This window comes from Streptomyces sp. NPDC025721 (assembly GCF_055558595.1).
This window is the reverse complement of sequence record NZ_JBVHMF010000001.1, coordinates 54083-73741: the sequence shown is the minus strand read 5'-3', so window position 1 is coordinate 73741 and position 19659 is coordinate 54083. Positions and strand designations below refer to the sequence as shown.

General features: G+C 72.5%; 16 protein-coding genes. 7 read left to right on the top strand and 9 right to left on the bottom strand.

Features of this window, described 5'->3' with window-relative positions; genetic code table 11:
* The first annotated feature begins 275 nt into the window (after positions 1 to 275).
* A complete protein-coding gene (locus ACZ4EF_RS00395; RefSeq protein ID WP_355335972.1) occupies positions 276 to 1202 on the top strand; it encodes a patatin-like phospholipase family protein in 927 nt (308 codons plus the stop codon).
* Positions 1199 to 2407 (top strand): lysophospholipid acyltransferase family protein, encoded by a 1209-nt coding sequence (locus ACZ4EF_RS00390; protein ID WP_467501943.1) that lies wholly within the window; start codon positions 1199 to 1201, stop codon positions 2405 to 2407. Before ACZ4EF_RS00395 ends, ACZ4EF_RS00390 begins: the two co-directional genes overlap by 4 nt.
* 180 nt (positions 2408 to 2587) lie before the next feature.
* Here ACZ4EF_RS00390 and htpG read toward each other — a convergent pair whose 3' ends face one another.
* Positions 2588 to 4561, bottom strand: coding sequence for a molecular chaperone HtpG (htpG, locus tag ACZ4EF_RS00385; protein ID WP_467501941.1), 1974 nt, complete (start codon positions 4559 to 4561; stop codon positions 2588 to 2590).
* Positions 4562 to 4757: 196 nt separating this feature from the next.
* Here htpG and ACZ4EF_RS00380 point away from each other — a divergent pair, with 196 nt between their 5' ends.
* Complete coding sequence (locus ACZ4EF_RS00380; RefSeq protein WP_467501939.1) at positions 4758 to 5027, top strand: DUF1905 domain-containing protein; 270 nt, start codon at positions 4758 to 4760, stop codon at positions 5025 to 5027.
* A 95-nt stretch (positions 5028 to 5122) separates the two neighbouring features.
* Here ACZ4EF_RS00380 and ACZ4EF_RS00375 read toward each other — a convergent pair whose 3' ends face one another.
* The 3 genes from ACZ4EF_RS00375 to ACZ4EF_RS00365 form a co-directional block, all read right to left on the bottom strand.
* A complete protein-coding gene (locus tag ACZ4EF_RS00375; RefSeq protein WP_467501937.1) occupies positions 5123 to 5722 on the bottom strand; it encodes a hypothetical protein in 600 nt (199 codons plus the stop codon).
* Positions 5723 to 5850: 128 nt separating this feature from the next.
* Positions 5851 to 6474, bottom strand: coding sequence for a GNAT family N-acetyltransferase (locus tag ACZ4EF_RS00370; protein ID WP_355335962.1), 624 nt, complete (start codon positions 6472 to 6474; stop codon positions 5851 to 5853).
* A 184-nt stretch (positions 6475 to 6658) separates the two neighbouring features.
* The gene (locus tag ACZ4EF_RS00365) at positions 6659 to 7993 is read right to left on the bottom strand and encodes a damage-control phosphatase ARMT1 family protein (RefSeq protein WP_467501935.1); all 1335 of its coding nucleotides are present in this window, start codon (positions 7991 to 7993) and stop codon (positions 6659 to 6661) included.
* Positions 7994 to 8229: 236 nt separating this feature from the next.
* Between ACZ4EF_RS00365 and ACZ4EF_RS00360 the strand changes: the two genes are divergently transcribed.
* The 4 genes from ACZ4EF_RS00360 to ACZ4EF_RS00345 all read left to right on the top strand — a co-directional run bounded on the left by ACZ4EF_RS00360 (position 8230) and on the right by ACZ4EF_RS00345 (position 13408).
* Positions 8230 to 9111 (top strand): sensor domain-containing protein, encoded by an 882-nt coding sequence (locus ACZ4EF_RS00360; protein ID WP_467501933.1) that lies wholly within the window; start codon positions 8230 to 8232, stop codon positions 9109 to 9111.
* Between the two features lie 205 nt (positions 9112 to 9316).
* Complete coding sequence (locus ACZ4EF_RS00355; protein ID WP_467502613.1) at positions 9317 to 10642, top strand: serine/threonine-protein kinase; 1326 nt, start codon at positions 9317 to 9319, stop codon at positions 10640 to 10642.
* A 385-nt stretch (positions 10643 to 11027) separates the two neighbouring features.
* Positions 11028 to 11507: a universal stress protein gene (locus tag ACZ4EF_RS00350; protein WP_391159583.1), complete on the top strand. Its 480-nt coding sequence runs from the start codon at positions 11028 to 11030 to the stop codon at positions 11505 to 11507.
* Between the two features lie 98 nt (positions 11508 to 11605).
* Positions 11606 to 13408 (top strand): S9 family peptidase, encoded by a 1803-nt coding sequence (locus tag ACZ4EF_RS00345; protein ID WP_467501931.1) that lies wholly within the window; start codon positions 11606 to 11608, stop codon positions 13406 to 13408.
* Between the two features lie 273 nt (positions 13409 to 13681).
* Here ACZ4EF_RS00345 and ACZ4EF_RS00340 read toward each other — a convergent pair whose 3' ends face one another.
* The 5 genes from ACZ4EF_RS00340 to ACZ4EF_RS00320 form a co-directional block, all read right to left on the bottom strand.
* Positions 13682 to 14587 (bottom strand): SURF1 family protein, encoded by a 906-nt coding sequence (locus ACZ4EF_RS00340; protein ID WP_467501929.1) that lies wholly within the window; start codon positions 14585 to 14587, stop codon positions 13682 to 13684.
* Between the two features lie 217 nt (positions 14588 to 14804).
* On the bottom strand, positions 14805 to 16208 hold the full coding sequence (locus tag ACZ4EF_RS00335) for a hypothetical protein (RefSeq protein ID WP_467501927.1): 1404 nt from the start codon (positions 16206 to 16208) through the stop codon (positions 14805 to 14807).
* Positions 16205 to 16834, bottom strand: a complete 630-nt coding sequence (locus ACZ4EF_RS00330; RefSeq protein ID WP_355336423.1) for a SigE family RNA polymerase sigma factor — start codon at positions 16832 to 16834, stop codon at positions 16205 to 16207. The genes ACZ4EF_RS00335 and ACZ4EF_RS00330 overlap by 4 nt, the downstream gene beginning before the upstream one ends.
* A 364-nt stretch (positions 16835 to 17198) precedes the next feature.
* The gene (locus tag ACZ4EF_RS00325; RefSeq protein ID WP_467501925.1) at positions 17199 to 18260 is read right to left on the bottom strand and encodes an aspartate-semialdehyde dehydrogenase; all 1062 of its coding nucleotides are present in this window, start codon (positions 18258 to 18260) and stop codon (positions 17199 to 17201) included.
* Entirely contained in the window at positions 18257 to 19579 is a 1323-nt protein-coding gene (locus tag ACZ4EF_RS00320; RefSeq protein ID WP_355335948.1) for an aspartate kinase, read from the bottom strand. The genes ACZ4EF_RS00325 and ACZ4EF_RS00320 overlap by 4 nt, the downstream gene beginning before the upstream one ends.
* Between the last annotated feature and the right edge of the window lie 80 nt (positions 19580 to 19659).

Sequence of the window (19659 nt, the reverse complement as noted above, 5' to 3'; positions counted from 1 at the left end):
GGCTCGGCGGAAGGAGGACGAAGGCACCGGCTCGGCCCGCCCGGCTCGCCCCGACGCGACGCGGCCCACCAGTCTGCTCCAACCGCCCCGCCGCCACCCCCCGCTCGCGAAGCCCCGGTCGGCGCAAGGACGCAGCCGCCGCCCCGACGGCGTACGCCGGTCCGCTACGGCCCGCGCCGTCCGCCGCGAAAGCGCCCGGCCGTCGAGGCGGCACCGCGCCTGTGGCGAGTTCGGGCGGCTGATTGGGGGGAAGGAGCGGGGGCACGCGTTCTGGCATGGACCACAGTGCGGGTGAAGCGGGGGGACCGGCGTTCGTGCTGGGGGGCGGCGGGGCCCTCGGGGCGTACGAAGTGGGCATGCTCAAGGCTCTGTTCGCGCAGGGGGTGAAGCCGGGGATGGTGCTCGGGACCTCCGTCGGAGCGATCAACGGGGCCGCCGTGGCCGCCGAGCCGTCGCAGACCGCCGTCGGCCGGCTGATCGAGCTGTGGACGGGGCTGGGCAAGGCCGGGGTGTTCGCCGGTTCGCTGATGGGCCGCGTGAGCACCGCCGTGCGGAGCCGTACGCACCTCTACACCCCGGCGCCGCTGGTCGACCTTCTGCGTGAGCACGTACAGGTCGCGCTCATCGAGGAGTTGGAGGTGCCCTTCCAGTGCGTGGCGGCGAGCATCGAGAACGCCGCCGAGCACTGGTTCGACCGCGGCCCGCTGATCGAGGCGGTGCTCGCCTCGTCGGCCGTGCCCGGACTGCTGCCGCCGGTCGACGTCGACGGCGAGCACTTCGTGGACGGCGGCCTCGTCAACAGCATCCCGGTGGGCAGGGCCGTCGCCCTGGGCGCGCGCGAGATCTACGTCCTCCAGGTCGGCCGCATCGAACGGCCGCTGACGCCGCCGAAGTTGCCGTGGGACGTCGCCATGGTCGCCTTCGAGATCGCCCGCAGGCACCGGTTCGCCCGCGACATGGCCGACCTGCCGTCGGACGTGACCGTGCACGTACTGCCCAGCGGGGCGGCGTCCGGTGAAGCGGCCGGGGCGCTGGGCCAGTTGCGGCACCGGGCCTTCGGGCAGACGGCGGACCGTATCGAGCGGGCCTACGCCGCGTCGTCGCGGTATCTGGAGAGCGCGCTCGACGGGGCCGCCCCCAAGTCCCTTGTCCCGGAGGGCTCCGGCGCCGAGGACCCGCACTCCGCCGAGGGTCCGGCGTGACGGGCCTCGACTCGGGCCTGAACGCGGGGCCGGGTCCGGCGGGTTCAGGCACGGGTCCAGCTACGGGTCCAGCGAGCACGGGCCCGGCGGGTTCAGATACGGACGCGCTCGCGAGCGCCGACCCGGCCGCGCGGGTCCGGCCGTCGACCCGTACCCGTACCCGTACCCGTACCGGCACCGCCGCCGCTGCCGCGGGCGCCGCGCTGGTCACGGCCGCCCGGCGTACGGTCACCACCGCGCTCGTGGTCGCGCTGATACCGGTGGCCGCGGCGCTCCTCATCACCGTGACCGTACTCAGCGCGCCCGTGTCGATCCCGTCGCGCGGCGCGTGGCGGCCGACGCGTATGGCCGGATTCCTGCTCGTCTACCTCGTCGTGGACCTCACGGGAGTGCTGGCGGCCTCCGCGCTCTTCCTGCACCACCCCCGGGCGGACCGGGACCGGCGGGCGGCCGAGGCGTTCGCACTCCTCGCGCGGCTGCTGGCCGTACTGCGCAAGGTGGCGGACCGGCTGTTCCGCCTGGAGGTGGAGATGACGCCCGCGCTGCCCGTGGGCGACCGGCCGCCGGACGTACCGCTCGTGGTGTTCGTCCGGCACGCGGGTGTCGGCGATTCGTTCCTGCTCCTCCAGACGCTGCTCACCGACGTACGCCTGCTGCCGCACACCGTGCTGAAGGGCGTCCTGCGCGCCGATCCGTGCCTCGACGTCCTGCTCGGCCGGGTCCCGCACTGCTTCCTGCCCCCCGCGCACGGCACCGCCGAGGACGCGATCACCGAACTGGCGGCGGGGCTGCGGTCGCGCGACGCGCTCGTGATCTTCCCCGAGGGCGGCAACTTCACCCCGCGCCGCCACCGCCGCGCCATCGCCAGCCTGCGCCGCCTCGGCCAGTACCGGCGCGCGGCCCGCGCGGCCCGGCTGCGGTACGTGCTGCCGCCGCGGGACGCCGGAAGCCTCGCCGTACTGGCCGCCGCGCCCACCGCCGAGGTGGTCTTCATCGTGCACTCCGGCCTCGACGTCATCGCGTCCGCGCGCGCCGCCTGGGACTTCCTGCCGTTCCGCCGCCCGGTGCGGGTCCACTGGTGGCGGATACCGGCGGCCGAGGTCCCGGTCGGGGACGCGGCGCGCAGCGAGTGGCTGCTCGGGCAGTGGGAGCGGATGGACCGGTGGACGGCGGAGCAGGCGGTCGCGGCGACGCCGCACGTATAGAGGGCGCGCGTACGGGGGTTCGCCGTACGGGGGTCGCGCGTGCGGCGGCTCTCGTACGGGGGTCGCGCGGTGCGGCGGCTCGCGCACAGGGGCTCACGCGTACAGGGGCTCACGCGGAGAACCGGGGGCCGTACGGCGATCCATACGGCCCCCGGCCCCAACGCCCTCAAGAACCCCGTCTCACAAGGTGCGTTCGAGGCGGTCCGCGACCAGCTTCACGAAGCGGGAGGGGTCGGGGAGTTCGGCGCCCTCCGCCAACAGGGCGAGCTGGTGGACGAGTTCGGTGGTCTCTTCGAGGGCGGGGTCGTCGGGACGCTCGGCGTGGGTGCGGTTGAGGCCGACGACCAGCGGGTGCTTGGGGTTGAGTTCGAGAATCCGCTTGGCGTGCGGGATCTCCTGGCCCATGGCGCGGTAGATGTTCTCCAGCGCCGGTGACACGTCGTTGGTGTCCGAGACGACGCAGGCGGGCGAGACGGTGAGCCGCGAGGAGAGGCGTACGTCCTTGACCTGCTCGCTCAGCAGTTCCGTCATACGGGCGAGCAGGCCCGCGAACTCCTCCTGCTGCTTCTCCCGTTCGGTCCCCGCCTCCTGCTTCTCCTCCTCCGTGCCGAGGTCGACCTCGCCCTTGGCGACGGAGCGGAACTGCTTGCCGCCGAACTCCGGTGCCGTGTCGACCCAGACCTCGTCCACGGGGTCGGTCAGCAGCAGCACCTCGATGCCGCGGGCCTGGAACGCCTCCATGTGCGGGGAGTTCTCGACGGCCTGCCGCGATTCGCCGGTGACGTAGAAGATGTGCTCCTGGCCGTCCTTCATCCGCTCGACGTACTGCGCGAGCGTCGTCGGCGCGTCCTTGTCGTGCGTGCTGGCGAAGGAGCTGACGCCGAGGATCGCGTCACGGTTCTCGAAGTCGCCGAGCAGCCCCTCCTTCAGGACGCGGCCGAACTCCCGCCAGAATGTGGCGTATTGCTCGGGCCGCGCGGCCATCATGTCCTTGACCGTCGACAGCACCTTCTTCGCCAGCCGACGGTGCATCAGCTCGATCTGGCGATCCTGCTGGAGGATCTCGCGCGACACGTTCAGCGAGAGGTCCTGCGCGTCGACGACTCCCTTGACGAAGCGGAGGTACGGCGGCATCAGCGCTTCGCAGTCGTCCATGATGAAGACGCGCTTCACGTAGAGCTGGACGCCGCGCTTGTAGTCGCGCATGAACAGGTCCTGCGGCGCGTGCGCCGGGATGAACAGCAGCGCCTGGTACTCGAAGGTGCCTTCCGCGTGGAGGCGGATGATCTCCAGCGGGTCGTTCCAGTCGTGGCTGATGTGCTTGTACAGCTCGTGGTAGTCGGCGTCGCTGACCTCGTCGCGGGAGCGGGCCCACAGGGCCTTCATGGAGTTCAGCGTTTCGAGCTGGGGCTCGGGCTTGGGAGCCGCCGCGTCAGTACCGTCCTCGGTGTCGCCTTCGGTGTCGGTGTCGGTGTCGGTGTCGGCGTCGCCTCCGGGCGCGGGCTCCGCGGCCATCCTGATCGGCCAGGTGATGAAGTCCGAGTACCGCTTGACGATTTCCTTGATCTTCCACGGCGAGGTGTAGTCGTACAGCCGGTCCTCGGCGTCCTCCGGCTTCAGCCGCAGCACGATCGCCGTCCCCTGCGGGGCGTCCTCGACGGTCTCCACGGTGTACGTCCCCTCACCGCTGGACGTCCACCGCGTGCCCTCGGTCTCCCCCGCGCGCCGCGTCAGCAACGTGACCTCGTCCGCCACCATGAAGCTCGCGTAGAACCCGACCCCGAACTGCCCGATCAGGCCCTCGGCGGCGCCCGCGCCCTCGGCCTCCTTCAGCTCCCGCAGGAACTTCGCGGTCCCCGAGTTGGCGATCGTCCCGATGAGCTGAACCACTTCCTCCCGGGACATCCCGATCCCGTTGTCCCGCACGGTGAGCGTACGGGCCTCCCGGTCCACCTCCAGCCCGATGTGCAGGTCCGACACGTCCACGTCCAACTCGCTGTCCCGCAGCGCTTCGAGCCGCAGCTTGTCCAACGCGTCCGAGGCGTTGGACACCAACTCGCGCAGGAACACGTCCTTGTTGGAGTAGATCGAGTGGATCATCATCTGCAGAAGCTGACGCGCTTCCACCTGGAACTCGAACGTCTCGGTCGGCATGGTCCGCTGTTCCTTCTCACATCACCGGCTGACAGGCACTGACCGCAGCACTGTAGATGAGCCCCCGCCGCCCGCACGTCAGCCTTCGCGGCCCGCGATGAGTTTCCGCCTCGTCGCCGGTCCTACCTGGTGAACGCCCGCGGACGACCCGGGCCGGGGCGCGCCACCGAAAGCTGCTGAACAGGCGGTATCCACGATGGACATGCGATTCACCGCGACCCTGCTGAAAAGCCCGAACAAGGGCGGCTGGACCTACGTCGTCTGGCCCGAGTCCGCCGCTTTCTTCGGCACCCGCGGCCTCGTCAAGGTCCGGGGCACGATCGACGGCCACCCCTTCCAGAGCTCCTTCATGGCCCTCGGCGACGGCACCCACAAACTCCCCGTCACCGCCGAGCTGCGCAAAGCCATCAGCAAACAAGAGGGCGACACCGTCACGGTCCACCTCCAAGAGCGCCTCCCCTCCTAGTCCCGCGCCGCCCCCAAAAAACCACAAGGCGGGTACCCGAACGGTGCGATAGGGGTGCCGAGTTGACGGACCTGCGCGCTCTCGGTCGCGCGTCGCTATGACGTATGCGCGCCGCCCGCGATCGCGGCTCTGACGACGGTGACGGTGTCGAAGGCGTCGCCCAGGGAGCACAGCACGTCGCCGTCTATCGCGTGCAGTTCGAGGCGGTGGACCTGACGCGTCGTGCCGCCCTGGCCGATGGCGACGGAGTCCTCGCGCTCGACGACGCGGATGTCCGGCCAGGCGTGGACGTCGATCCGGGCCGGGCGGGTGATGACGATGCCGCCGTCGAAGACGTGCAGCCGCGGGATGCGGTTGTCGCGGCGCTTCTCGTAACGGAACGCGGTGATCGGCAGCGCGAGGGCGAGGACGAGGAAGGTGACGCCGATCGAGGTGACCACCGGGTTGTACGGGTGGAGGACCAGGCCGATGCCGGGCGCGAGCAGGACGACCGCGAGGCCGAAGGCGACGCAGCCGACGTCACCGCCGCCGAGCGCGTGGACGGCGCGGGACTCGCCGAAGCCGTGCCGTTGGGCGAGTCCGGCGACTTGGCGCAGGGTGGCCGGGCCGTTCGTCCCCGCCGCGTCCCGCGAACCGCCGCCCGTACCCGTACCCGTACCCGTATTCGTACCGGCTGCCGCTCCCGTGTCCGTCATCGCCCCGCCGCCTCTCCCCCGCGCGCGGCCGCGTACCAACAGCCGTGCCTCTCCTGCTCCTTACCCGCGGGCGGGGGTGCCGTACCTCCACCTAGGAGGTACGGCTGCCTGTACGGCTGCGCGTACGCCTATACGGCCGCGGCGCGCGGCTCGCGCCACATCGGCCACATGTGAGGCCCGTCCGGGAGGTCGATCGTGCGGCCGGTGAAGACGAAGCCGAGCCGCTCGTACAGGCCGCGGCTGCGCTCGCTGCTGGCCTCCAGATACGCGGACAGGCCGTCGCGGTCGCAGCGTTCGAGGACGGCGGAGATCAGTTCGGTGCCGCGGCTCTGGCCCTGCAACTCCGCGTCCACGGCGATGAGCAGCAGGTATTCGTGGGCGGGGCCCGTGGGGTGGCCCTCGCCGAGGATGCGGGCGATCTGCTCGACACGCTCGTTGTCCGGGTCGACCGCCTCGCGGAAGGCGGCGGGGTCGTCGTCGTCCGCGTGCGCCTGGGCGTCCTCGGGCGCGTCGGTGGTCGCGGGTATCGACATCCACAGGGCGACCGCCTTGCCGTCCTCCGTCATGTCGACGTAGCCGTCGGCGAGTACCTGGTCGGCGAAGGCGCCCATCAACGACGCGTGCTTGCGCAGCCGGTGCTCCGGGTCGGGGAAGACCCAGCTACTCACGGGGTCGTTCCTGAACACCTTGTCCAGCACCCCGACCACGACCTCCCGGTCGTCCGCCCCGGCCCTCCGGATCGCCACACCCATCGCCCTGTCCGCCCTTCACGTCGTCGTCCTGTGTCGTCTCACGCTGTCGGTGCGCGCTGCACCGCACGCGTCTGATCAACTGATCATGCGCGTACGGCGGTTGCAGCCTAGAGGGTGCGGCCCGGTGTGTCCGGGCGTGCCGGGGAAGAGGGCGGAGACGGTCCTTCCCCGCGGGGCCGGAGCTTCAGACCGTACGCACCTGGACGACGGCGTACGTCCCGCTCGTACGCCAAGCCGCGCCGTTCGCCGCGCTGTTGGCGTCGAGCGCGGTGACCGTACCGGCGTCGAGGCCGACGATGACATCGGACTTGAGGGTGCGCAGGGCGGCCAGCGGACTCGGGAAGTAGCCGGTGGGCAGGGAGAATTCGGTCGTCGGGGGCCACAGGCGGTCGCCCACCAGGCGGCGGTAGTTGAGGTCGCCCTTGAGCACCGTCAGTGTGGCGCGGCCCAGTTCGGCCCGCAGATCGGCGGGCATGTCCGCGTACGGCAGCGGCGCGCAGGCGAACGGGTGCGCGCGGACGACGAGTCGGCCGGTGCCCAGCGCCGACCACAGCCGCGCGCCCGTCTCCCGTGCTCTGCGGCCCGGCGCCTGCCCGATCCGGCGCAGGCAGTCGACGACGTCCGAGGTCGTCGCGTCCGAGACGAAGTACGGGTACGGCTTCACGTGCAGGACCGCGGTGGCGGCGCGGCCGGTGTGCAGGAGATGGTCGATCAGGATCAGGTCGGGGATCAGCTCCCGGCCCGCGTTGTCGGCGATCACGGTCACCGCCGCGGTGCCGGGCGGGGCGGCGGCGAGGTGCCGCCAGAGGGCGGCGCTGTCGTCGGCGAGGAGGTCGTCGGAGGGGGTGCTTGTGGGGGCGTGGGTGGGGGACGCGTGCGCGGAGGACGTGTTCGTGGAGGACGCGTTCGTAGAGGACGCGTTCGTAGAGGACGCGTTCGTAGAGGACGCTTCCGCCGTAGACCCGTGCGCCGTAGGCCCGTTCGCGGAGATGCGGAAGCCGAGGTCCGCGCGGTTGCCCCACAGGGCGCCTTGGAGGACGGCGCGGTCCCGGTCGTCGGGGGCGAGGTCGTCGAGCGCGTCGAGGGCGGCCAGTTCGTCGGCGACCTCGGGCCCGGTCAACTCGGCGCGCTTGAACGGCGCGAAGGGGTCGACGCCCTGCCACGGCCCCGGCCCGAAGTAGCCGACCGCGTCCAGCAGCCTGCGGTAGAAGTAGCTCTCCGCCCACAGGAAGGGCACCTCGTACCACGACGTACGGCCGACGTACGCCTCCGCGCCCCATTCCGCCCACCGTCGGACGTCGTCGGCGCGGGTGTCGGTGCCGGTGCGGGTCGACAGCGGGCCGATCGGCGGGCCCGAGGTCGCGTCGGCCGAGGCGGGCGCGGCCGTCTCCTCCGCGAGCGCGTCGAGTGCGCGGCGCTGCTCGGGCGGGTACGGGAAGGCGTCCGCTACCTGCCTGATCAGCGCCGGGTGGCGGTCGGCCAGCACGCTCCTGGCGAAGGAGCCGGGCGTACCGCTCATGACGACGGGGGCGGCGGGGGCTGCGGGGGCTGACAGGCCGGCGGGGTCTGACGGGCCGGACGGGCCGGATTCGGGCGGGACGTCTCCTGTTTCGCGCACCGTTCAAGAATGGCAGGGGGTGGGGCTGGCCCCACCCCCGACCGGCCGGGCTGCCGGATGCCGCGAGAGGGGTGCCGAGCGGGATCGTCTAGGTATCAGGACGGAACGGTCCCCACCGCGATGATTCGAGGCCAGCGATGACCGCCAGCACATTCCCCCACGCCACTCAGAGCGCCGCCGCTCAGACCGCCGCCACTCAGGCGTCCGCCGCGCAGGCATCCGCCACTCAGGCCGCCGCCACTCAGGCGTCCACCGCGCAGCCGCACTCCTCTCCTCCCGCCGCCGCGTCGCAGGCCCGGCCCGGCCTGCTGGCGGCTCCGGACGCCGGGCATCCCGCGTACGGTTCGCCCGCGAAGGGTCCAGGACCCGGCCGCGTCCCGCCCGGCTTCTGGCGCGCGCCCTTCTCCGCCGTCACCTTCCGCGAGGTCGGTTACGCGCTCACATCGCTACCGATCGCCATCGCCGGATTCGTCTTCGCCGTCACGATGTTCGCCGTCGGCACCAGCCTCGTCCTCACCGCGATCGGGGTGCCCGTCCTGGCCGCGATGCTGACCGGGGCCCGCGCGCTCTGCGGCGCCGAACGCGCCCGCGCCGGGAGCCTGCTCTCCCTCCGCGTCGGCGAGCCCGCCCCCGTACCCGCGCCCCGTACCCCCGGCCGCTGGGCCGCCATGACCGCCAGGCTCCGCGACGCCTCGGCCTGGAAGGCCCTCCTCTTCCAGGTCCTCATGTTCCCCTGGCGCGTCGCGAGTTTCGTCCTCACCCTGACCTTCCTCGTCACCGGCTGGACCGTCGCCCTCTACCCCGCCTACGCGTGGGTCTTCCCCCGTTACGTCGACTGGCCCGGCTACCGCCTCTTCGAGTACACCTCCGGCGGCGTCCACCACGCCTACTACCTCTCCTCCCCCCTCCAGATCGCCGGCGCCTCCCTCCTCGGCCTCCTCCTCGTCTTCCTCACCCCGCCCCTCGTCCGCGCCCTCACCACCGTCGACCGCGCCGCAATCCGCTCCCTGCTGTCGTAGGGCGGGGCCCGCACCCGCGCGAAATGAGGGACCGCACTCCGCAGAGGGGCCGTCATACTGGGCGCCTGGCCAGACGGGGGACGCGAGGAGGCGGCTGGGCGTGCACGGCCCGAACGACACGAGCGGCACGAGCGATACGAACGGCGCGAGCGCCTCGAACGGCTCCAACGGCACAGCGACAGGCGCCGACGCGAAAGCGACCCGCATCGGAAGCTACGTCGTCGTTCGCAAGCTCGGCGAAGGCGGAATGGGCCTGGTGTACCTGGCCCGTTCGCGGGGAGGCCGCCACGTGGCGGTAAAGGTGGCGCGGCCGGAACTGGCCGCGGACCCGTCCTTCAGGGAGCGCTTCCGCGCCGAGGTCGCCGCGGCGCGCATGGTGGGCGGTTTCCATACGGCGCCGGTGGTGGACGCGGACCCGGACGCGGAGGCACCGTGGCTGGCGACGGCGTACGTGCAGGGTCCGACGCTCGGCCAACTGCACGCCGCGCGGGGCCCGATGGGCGAAGTACAGCTCAAGGCGCTGGGCGCCGCGCTCGCCGAGGCGCTGGAGGCGATCCACCGCTGCGGTCTGGTGCATCGCGATCTCAAACCAGGCAACATCATCATGGCCGAAGACGGCCCGCGCGTACTGGACTTCGGCATCTCACGCACCGTGGAGAACACCCGGATCACCACCACGGGCACCTCCTTCGGCACCCCCGGCTTCCTCGCCCCCGAGCAGGCCGAGGGCCGTGACGTGGACGGCGCCGCCGACATCTTCGCGCTCGGCGCGGTCCTGGTGGCCGCCGCGGGCGGCAGCGCCTTCGGCGGCGGCACCCCGGTCGCCCTGATGTACCGCTCCGTGCACCACGAGGCCGACGTCTCCGCGGTCCCGGAGGCGATCCGCCCGATGGTCGCGGCCTGCCTCACGAAGGAGCCCTCCCACCGCCCGAGCACGGACCAACTCCTCGACTGGTTGGGCGATTCGGGTACGGCCGAGGCGGGTACGGGCGACGCCCCGCACCGCACCGGGGACGCGGCCCCCCGCCCCTCGGACCCGCGGACTCCCGTACCCCCGCCTCCTCCGGCCGCCGCCAACCCGTACGCCTCAGGGGCCGTTCCGCCGCCTCCCCCGTACGCGCCCGGCGTCCCCGGTCCGTCGATCCCGCCGTCGATCCCGCCGTCGACCCCGCCGTCGACCTCGCTGGCCACGGCCTACCCGGCGCATTCGCCCGCCCCGGTCCCGGGCGTCCCGGCCTGGTCGCCGGAGGACGACGTCCCCGAATTCCTGGCGATGGACCGGAAGAACGCACTACTTGCGGACGATTACGGCATCTCCCTCGGCGAGAACGGCCAGACCGTCGACCTCCCCTGGCCGATGATCCGTTTCGCCGAGTGCGTCGTGGAGGACCACGAATCCGTCTTCCGGATGGCCGTCGTCCTGACGAACGGCACCATCCGCACCGGCCGCGTGTCCAGCCGCAGCCTGGCCGAACTGACCGAGTGGGCCATGCGGTTCACCCTGGTGCGCGACCGCTACCTCCGTCAGTAGCCCGTTTCCCACGGCCGCAGCGGTGAGTCGCGCGGGCGCCAACTCCGTATCCAGCGAAGGCGCGAAGGCCCGGCCCCTCCGCTTCCACGACGGCGCGGAGCCGCGCGCGCCGACCCGGCCCGGAAGCCGGACGCGTATCCGACGCGGACCGGCGACCGCCCGAAATGCCCCGCCACGCACCGCTTGTCACGCACGCTTGGCGTGTGGGCCGACCGTTTCCGGGGTCGGACGGGCAAGCGAGGCAAGGGAGACGACCATGGGCGAGGCGGCGCGGAACACGGGGACGGGCACGGCAGCGGGCGCGGGTACGGGCTCCGGCACGGGCTCGGGCTCCGCCGAAGGCTCGGGCACGGGATCAGGCGCCGATTCCGGCACGGGCTCCGGTATCGGCTCCGGTACGGGCACGGCCGCAGGCAGGATCGTCGTCGGGGTCGACGGCTCAGAACCGTCGCTCAAGGCGCTGCGCTGGGCCGCGCGGCAGGCGGCCCTGACCGGCGCCGCACTGGAAGCAGTCATCGCGTGGGAGATGCCGTCGGCGTACGGCTGGGCCGGGCTGCCGGGGCTGCCCGACGACGTCGATCTGGAGGCCAACGCGGACCAGATCCTGGCGCGGGCCGTCGAGGCGGCCCTCACGCCGGAACAGGCAGCGACCGTCACCCGCCGTACCGTGCTCGGCAACCCGGCCCAGGCCATCCTCGACAGCGGCGAGGGCGCCGACCTGATCGTGGTGGGCGTGCGCGGCCACGGCACCTTCCGCTCTACCCTCCTCGGCTCGGTCAGCCACACGGTCACCGTGCACGCCTCGTGCCCTGTCGTGGTCGTACGCGGCACGGCGGGCACGGCCCCCGCGGGCGGCGCGTCGTAGCAGCGGGGCGGTGATCCGCGGCGGCCGGGGCACGGAGTTATCCACAGGCTGTGAAGAGTGGGTGCCCGAATGTGGTCGGGGCGGAGCATCATGGGGGCATGAACGAGATCACCGGATCCCCGGCGGGGTCCATGCCGGAGTGGGAGAAGCGCTTTCGGGCGCCGCGGGTCGGGCTGCCCGAGTGGGCCGAGGACGCCCCGGACCGCAGCCTGTTCGTGTCGAACGTGACGGGGACGTACGAGCTGTACGCCTGGGACCGGACGACGGGCGGGCGACGGCAGGTCACCGACCGGCCGAACGGGACGACGGACGGCACGCTGAGCCGGGACGGCGCGTGGGTGTGGTGGTTCTCGGACACGGACGGGGACGAGTTCGGGATATGGATGCGGCAGCCCTTCGCGGGCGGTGAGGACGTACCGGCGGCGCCCGGCCTGGAGGCGTCCTACCCGGCCGGTCTCGCGCTGGGCCCCGGCGGCCTGGCCGTGGTCGGACGGTCCACCGACGACGAGGGCACGTCGGTGTACGTGGTGCGGCCGGACAGCGAGCCGGTCGAGGTCTACCGGCACGCGGAGTCGGCGAGCGTCGGCGACCTCTCGGAGGACGGCACGCTGGTCGTGATCGAGCACACCGAGCACGGCGACGCGATGCACAGCGCGCTGCGGGTGCTGTCGGTCGCGGACGGCTCGACGGTCGCGGAGCTGGACGACACCGACGGCGGCCGGGCCGAGCTGGGCCTGGACTGCCTGGGATTCGCCCCCGTCGTCGGCGACACCCGCCTCCTGGTCGGACACCAGCGGTCCGGCCGCTGGCTGCCGATGATCTGGGACACCGCGACCGGCGTGGAGACGCGGCTGGCCATAGACCTGCCCGGTGACGTGCACGCGGAGTGGTATCCGGACGGCTCGGCGCTGCTGGTCGTCCACGACTACCAGGCGCGCGGCGAGATGTTCCGGTACGACCTGGCGGCCGGCACCCTGGCGCGGCTCGACACCCCGCCGGGTTCGGTCAGCGGCGCCACCGCCCGGCCCGACGGGACGGTGGAGTACCTGTGGTCGTCGGCGCAGCGCCCGCCCGCGGTGCGGTCCACGACCGGCGCCGTCGTGCTGGAGGCGCCGGGGCTGCGGGCGCCGGAGTCGGTGCCGGTGGAGGACGCGTGGGTGGAGGGTCCCGCCGGCCGGATCCACGCGCTGGTCCAGAAGCCGGTCGGCGAGGGGCCGTTCCCGACCGTGTTCGAGATCCACGGCGGTCCCACCTGGCACGACTCGGACTCCTTCGCGGCGGGTCCCGCGGCCTGGATCGACCACGGCTTCGCGGTGGTCCGGGTCAACTACCGCGGTTCGACCGGCTACGGCCGGGAGTGGACGGACGCGCTCAAGCACCGCGTCGGCCTGATCGAGCTGGAGGACATCGCGGCGGTCCGCGAGTGGGCTGTGTCCTCGGGCCTCGCCGACCCGCGGCGGCTGGTCCTGTCCGGCGGCTCCTGGGGCGGCTATCTGACCCTGCTTGGCCTCGGCACCCAGCCGGAGGCGTGGACGGTGGGCATAGCGGCGGTCCCGGTCGCCGACTACGTGGCCGCGTACGCCGACGAGATGGAGGCCCTCAAGTCGCTGGACCGCACCTTCTTCGGCGGCTCCCCCGAGGAGGTCCCCGACCGCTTCGAGGCGTCCTCCCCGCTCACCTACGTCGAGCGGGTCGCCGCCCCCGTCTACATCAGCGCGGGCATGAACGACCCGCGCTGCCCGATACGCCAGATCGACAACTACGTCGAGCGGCTGCGGGAGCTGGACAAGCCGCACGAGGTGTACCGGTACGACGCGGGGCACGGTTCGCTGGTCGTGGAGGAGCGGATCAAGCAGGTCCGTCTGGAACTGGCCTTCGCGCTGAAGCACGCGGGCGGGTAGGCGGCAGGGCGATGGCCCCGGGGTTGGACCGGCCCGGATCCGACCCCAGGGCCAGCCCCGGGCCTCCGGCCAAGCGGCCGGGCGGGCGGATGCGCGTACGGCCGGACAGCTGGACGTGCGCCTCGGCGGACGAAAGGCATCCGGACAGTCAGCCGGGCCAGCGCACGGCTGGACATGCGGCCAGGGCGCGCCTCGGCGTACGGCTCCAGGCGTCGGCGGACGCAGACGCGCTGGCCACAGCGTCCGCCCGGCCCCCGCCGGAAGCGTCCGGCCCTAGGCGTCGGCGGACGCCGACGCGGTGACCACAGCGTCCGCCCGGCCCGCGCCGGAGGCGTCCGGCCCTGATTCCGCCTTCGGCCCGGACCCCGGCTCGTCGTCACCGTCGTCGGGGACAAGACCCAGCGCGGCGTCGGCGCGTGTCTCGGCCTCGCGGCGGGCCAGTCGGAACCACATGAAGACGACGAAGCCGGCGAAGACGAACCACTCACCGGTGTAGCCGAGGTTCTGGAACGCCTTGATGTCCAGGCCGCTGTTGGGGGCCGCCGCCGGGGGCACCGCCTTCAGCGGCGCGGCGGGGTCGCTCGCGGTGATCCAGCCGCTGTAGACGGGGTAGGGCAGCACATTGACCAGCGAGGCGGCGCTGATCATGCCGAGCTGTCCGGAGGGCAGCGCGCCGTTGGACTGCACGCCGTCGGTGCCGGTGCTCTCCGGGTACTGGAGGGCGCCGGTCACGGTGACCTCGCCGGTCGGCGCGGCCGGTACGGCACCGGTACGCGCGGCGGAGGAGGCGTCGCCCGGCAGCCAGCCGCGGACGACGGGCAGGGCGGCGCCGTCCGCGCCGACCCGCAGGGGGGTCAGTACGTAGTAGCCGTCGTGGCCGTCGAGGGTGCGGCCGGGGACCAGGAGCTGATGGGAGGAGTCGTAGCGGCCGGTCGCGCTGACCGAACGACCCGAGGCGCCGTCGGGCACCTGGGTGCGCGGCTGCGGCAGCAGTGTCGCCAACGGCACCGCCGCCTCGGCGACGGCCTTGCCCTGGGCGTGCTCGGCGCTCTTGTGGGAGTCGACCCGCAGCTCGAACCGGCTCAACTGCCAACTGCCCATGAAGACGCAGAACGGCACGGCGAGCAGCGACAGCACGCTGACCGCCAGCCAGCGCGGGGTGAGCAGGAACCGGTACACACCACAACGGTACGGGGGGCCGTTCGCGGCCCCGCAACCGGGGACCCGCACCGGCCCGGAGCCGACGCAGGGCGCGCGGCCAGGCGCAGGGCTCGGCCCCCGGTGACCAGGAGCGCCGGTCCTGGTCCCGCGAGGTGCGGGGAGGGGGTCCGGGGAGAGTTCCCCGAAGTCCCCGAAGTACCCGCAGTCGCCGAAGTACCCGCAGTGCCCGAAGGCCCTACGAGCCGGAGCCGGTCGCTCCCGAGTCGGTTCCGGTGCCGCCGCTCGTCCCCGTACCGGGGGTGGTGTTGCCGCTGGTGGTGCCGGGGAGCGCGGCCGTCGTGTAGAGGGTGCCCGCGCAGGCGTTCTGGATGACGGGGCCGTCGACGACGGGGGCGCCCGCGGCCGGGGTGTGGTTGAGGGCGACGCTGCCGGGGGGCGGGCTGGTCGGCGGGTCACCGCTGCCCAGCTGGGTGGAGGCGCCGTTGCTGCCGCTGCCGCTGCCCGTGCCGGTGCCCGGGTCGGAGCCGGTGGGGCCGCCGGTGCTCGCGGGGTCGCTCGACGTCGGCGTGGGTGTCGGGGTGGTCGGCGGCGTGGTGGGCGTCGTGGGGCAACCGCCGGTGCCGTTGCCCGCGGGGATCCACGCGAACTGCACCTCGTAGGTGTCACCCGGTGCGAGCACCACGGGTCCGTCGACGCCGGAGGGCAGCCTGCTCGCCGGGTCGCCCGGGGTGTGGCCGACGACCTGGATACGGGAGGGGTCGGCCGAGCCCTCGGCGAGGACCTGCACCTGCCCGCTGCCGGGGACCGTACAGGGGACGCCGGAGACGTTGGCGACGCGGAACCAGCCGTAGACGCGGCCGGAGGAGTCCGGGGAGTCGGCGGAGCTGGTGCCCTGGCCGAGCTGGACGCTGGAGCAGTCGGGTGCGGAGACCGCCGCCGAGTCCGAGGGGGCGGTGGTCGCGGGCGGCGGATCGTCGGTGGGGCTCTTCGTCGAGGTGCCCGCGCCGCCGGTGCCGGTGGCCGCCTGGCCCGAGGAGGGGCCGCCCGCCCAGTAGTTGGTGTGGCCGTCCTGGCCGGGGGCGGAGGCGTGGGTGCTGGAGACGTTCGCCGGGAGGGCGTTGGTGCTGCTGGAGGTGTCGGCGGCGTGGATCAGCGCGGGCACCGCCATGCCGGCCAGGACCACGGCCGCGGCGGCACCGGCCAGCGCCTGCCGACGGTGCTGCCTGCGGGCCGGGACCGCGCGCCGCAGGTGGTCGAGCGCCTCCGGGGACGCCTCTATGCCCTGGACGGCGTTGTGCAGCAGCGCCCGCAGCGCCGCCTCCTCCGGGGTGTGCTCGACGCCGTCGGCACTGTCGAGGTCGAGTTCGAGACTGGCGAAGTCGAAGCCGCCGTCGAGGCCGAAGAGGCCGTCGGCACCGGAGCCGTAGCCGGACGCACTGTCGGAGCCCGAGGCGGAAGTGCGGTCGGAGCCGGAGCCCGAGGCGGAAGCGCCGTCCGAGCCCGAGGCGTCAGCGGCGTCGGGGGAGCCGAAGCCCAGGTCGCGGCCCCGGCCCTCGCCGTGGTCCGCGCCCTTGCCCTGGTCCTGATCCTGGTTCTTGTTCTGGTCTTCCATACCGTGCGCGTCGTCGGGGGTGGTCATGCCGTCGCCTCCATCGCGACGCGCAGCGCCGCGATGCCTCGCGAACCGTACGCCTTCACCGAGCCCAGGGAGATACCCAGGGTCTCGGCGACCTGCGCCTCGGTCATGTCGGCGAAGTATCGCAGCACCAGCACCTCGCGCTGCCTGCGCTGAAGCGTACGCATCGCGGCCTTGAGCTGGTCGCGCTCCAGGATCTCGTACGCGCCCTCCTCCGCGCTCGCCATGTCGGGCATCGGCTTGGAGAGCAGCTTCAGGCCCAGGATGCGGCGGCGCAGGGCGGAGCGGGAGAGGTTGACGACCGTCTGGCGCAGATAGGCCAGGGTCTTCTCCGGCTCGCGGACCCGGCTGCGGGCGGAGTGCACCCGGATGAACGCCTCCTGGACCACGTCCTCGCACGAGGCCGTGTCGTCCAGCAGCAGCGCGGCGAGGCCGAGCAGTGAACGGTAGTGCGCGCGGTAGGTCTCGGTGAGGTGGTCGACCGTGGTGCCTACTGCCATCGCCGAGTCAGAGTCCTCGCCTTCCGCGGCCGTGACCCGCACGACCGGCCAGGGCGCGATCACCGGGATGCCACCGGAGAGCGCACCGGACGCCGACGTGCGTGGACGCGGCAGCCGGGGCGGCGTGATCGTCCCGTGCCGTCCGAATGCCGTCTCGATACCCAGTGCCTCCGCCACGACTGTTGGACACGCATCCCCCCCTCAGGGTTGTACGCGCAAGACACGCCGCTCGACGGAGCGTCAAATATCCCCATGCGTACCAGCTCTTCCTCAACGCCCTGTTTGCACCGACGCTTCCCCCCGGACCACGCTCGGTGTGCAGCACCTTAGGGACCAGACCATAGGGCAGTGCGCTGACACAAAGACGCTCCCCCGAGCGAGTCGGTTCCCGCGGGGGAATGCAAAGTCTCCAACGTTCGGGTACGTGAGTTCAAGTGGTCCAGACCAGCAACTTAGCCCCCGGGCACATTGCCGAGGACGCGCCCGAGCGGCCTCAGACGGCGATGTCCGCCGCCACCACCTCGGCGATCTGGACGGCGTTCAGCGCCGCGCCCTTGCGCAGGTTGTCGCCGCAGACGAACAGTTCGAGGGCGCACGGGTCGTCGAGCGAGCGCCGTACGCGCCCCACCCACGTGGGATCGGTGCCGACCGCGTCCGCGGGCGTCGGGAACTCACCCTGCCCCGGGTCGTCGGAGACCACGACACCCGGCGCGTTCCGCAGGATCTCGTGCGCCCGCGCGACCGTCACCTCGTTCTCGAACCGCGCGTGCACCGACAGCGAGTGGGTCGTGATCACCGGCACCCGTACGCAGGTCGCCGTGGCCCGCAGATGGGGCAGCCCGAGGATCTTGCGCGACTCGTTGCGTACCTTCATCTCCTCCGACGACCAGCCGTCGTCGCCCGCGAGCGAGCCCGCCCACGGCACCACATTGAGCGCCAGCGGCGCCGCGAACGGCCCGAAGTCGCCCACCGTGCGGCGCAGATCGCCCGCCTGCGTGCCCGCGTCCGTCCCCGCGACCTTCGTCATCTGGTCGCGCAGCGCCGCGATCCCGGCCTGCCCGGCGCCCGAGGCCGCCTGGTACGACGAGACGATCAGTTCGGTCAGTCCGAACTCGGCGTGCAGCGCGCCGACCGCCACGATCATCGACAGCGTCGTGCAGTTGGGATTGGCGACGATGCCGCGCGGGCGCATCCGTACCGCGTGCGCGTTGACCTCGGGCACCACCAGCGGCACCTCGTCGTCCATCCGGAAGGCGCCCGAATTGTCCACCACGACCACGCCCTTGGCCGCCGCGATCGGCGCCCACCGCGCGGCCACCTCGTCGGGCACGTCGAAGAGCGCGACATCGATCCCGTCGAAGGCCGCCTCGTCGAGCGCGACGACCTCCGCCTCGGTGCCGCGCACCGGCAGCAGCCGCCCGGCCGAGCGCGCGGACGCGACCAGCCGGATCTCCCCCCACACGTCCTGGCGCGTGCTGAGGAGTTCGCGCACCACCGTGCCGACCGCTCCCGTCGCCCCCACCACGGCGAGCGACGGTCGCGGCGCGGCGCTCATCGCCCGGTCCCTCCGTAGACGACCGCTTCGTCGCTGTCGCTGTCCAGGCCGAACGCCGAGTGCACGGCCTGCACGGCGGGCTTCACGTCGTCGACCCGGGTCACCACCGAGATACGGATCTCGGATGTCGAGATCAGCTCGATGTTGACGCCCGCGTTGGACAGCGCCTCGAAGAAGGTCGCCGTGACACCGGGGTTGGTCTTCATGCCCGCGCCGACCAGCGAGATCTTGCCGATCTGGTCGTCGTAGCGCAGCGAGTCGAAGGCGATGACCGTCTGCGCCTTGGTCAGCGCCGCCATCGCCTTCTGGCCCTCGGCCTTGGGGAGCGTGAAGGAGATGTCGGTGAGCGCGGTGGCCGCGGCCGACACGTTCTGGACGATCATGTCGATGTTGATCTCGGCGTCCGCGATGGCCCGGAAGATCGTCGCCGCCTCGCCCGGCTTGTCCGGCACGCCGACCACCGTGATCTTGGCCTCGGACGTGTCGTGCGAGACGCCGGAGATGATCGCCTGCTCCATCGGACTGTCTCCCTGTGCTGACTCGTACGCGGCACGCGCTTGCTGCGGTCGCGGAAGGTTCGCGGGCCGTTCGCTGCTCACCCAGGTGCCGGGCAGCCCGGAGAACGACGACCGTACGTGGATCGGGATGTTGTAGCGGCGCGCGTACTCCACACACCGGTGCAGCAGCACCTTGGAGCCGGAACTGGCCAGCTCCAGCATGTCCTCGAAGGCGATCCAGTCCATCTTGCGGGCCTTCTTGACCACCCGCGGGTCGGCCGTGAAGACGCCGTCGACGTCCGTGTAGATCTCGCACACCTCGGCGTCCAGCGCCGCCGCCAGCGCCACCGCGGTGGTGTCCGAGCCGCCGCGCCCGAGCGTGGTGATGTCCTTCTTGTCCTGCGAGACGCCCTGGAATCCGGCGACGATCGCGATGTTGCCCTCGTCAAGCGCCGTACGGATACGGCCGGGCGTGACGTCGATGATCCGCGCCTTGTTGTGCACCGAGTCGGTGATCACTCCGGCCTGGCTGCCGGTGAACGACTGCGCCTCGTGCCCGAGGTTCTTGATCGCCATCGCCAGCAGCGCCATCGAGATGCGCTCACCGGCGGTCAGCAGCATGTCGAACTCGCGCCCCGCGGGAATCGGTGACACCTGCTCCGCGAGATCGATCAGCTCGTCCGTCGTGTCGCCCATCGCGGACACCACGACGACCACTTGGTGGCCCGCCTTCTTGGTGTCGACGATCCGTCGGGCGACGCGCTTGATGCCTTCGGCATCGGCGACGGAGGAGCCGCCGTACTTCTGCACGACAAGGCCCACGTGCGCTCCTCGCTCAGGGATTCCCAGGGGGTGCCGGGGGATTTCCAGGGGTTGTTGCGGTCGGCCCAGTTTAACGAGCA

Coding starts and splice junctions, on each gene's coding strand:
- ACZ4EF_RS00360 (WP_467501933.1), top strand. CDS start 8,230: ATGACCGCCAGCACATTCCCCCACGCCACTCAGAGCGCCGCCGCTCAG.
- ACZ4EF_RS00370 (WP_355335962.1), bottom strand. CDS start 6,474: ATGGGTGTGGCGATCCGGAGGGCCGGGGCGGACGACCGGGAGGTCGTG.
- ACZ4EF_RS00380 (WP_467501939.1), top strand. CDS start 4,758: ATGGACATGCGATTCACCGCGACCCTGCTGAAAAGCCCGAACAAGGGC.
- htpG (WP_467501941.1), bottom strand. CDS start 4,561: ATGCCGACCGAGACGTTCGAGTTCCAGGTGGAAGCGCGTCAGCTTCTG.
- ACZ4EF_RS00325 (WP_467501925.1), bottom strand. CDS start 18,260: ATGAGCGCCGCGCCGCGACCGTCGCTCGCCGTGGTGGGGGCGACGGGA.
- ACZ4EF_RS00365 (WP_467501935.1), bottom strand. CDS start 7,993: ATGAGCGGTACGCCCGGCTCCTTCGCCAGGAGCGTGCTGGCCGACCGC.
- ACZ4EF_RS00395 (WP_355335972.1), top strand. CDS start 276: ATGGACCACAGTGCGGGTGAAGCGGGGGGACCGGCGTTCGTGCTGGGG.
- ACZ4EF_RS00345 (WP_467501931.1), top strand. CDS start 11,606: ATGAACGAGATCACCGGATCCCCGGCGGGGTCCATGCCGGAGTGGGAG.
- ACZ4EF_RS00375 (WP_467501937.1), bottom strand. CDS start 5,722: ATGACGGACACGGGAGCGGCAGCCGGTACGAATACGGGTACGGGTACG.
- ACZ4EF_RS00335 (WP_467501927.1), bottom strand. CDS start 16,208: ATGACCACCCCCGACGACGCGCACGGTATGGAAGACCAGAACAAGAAC.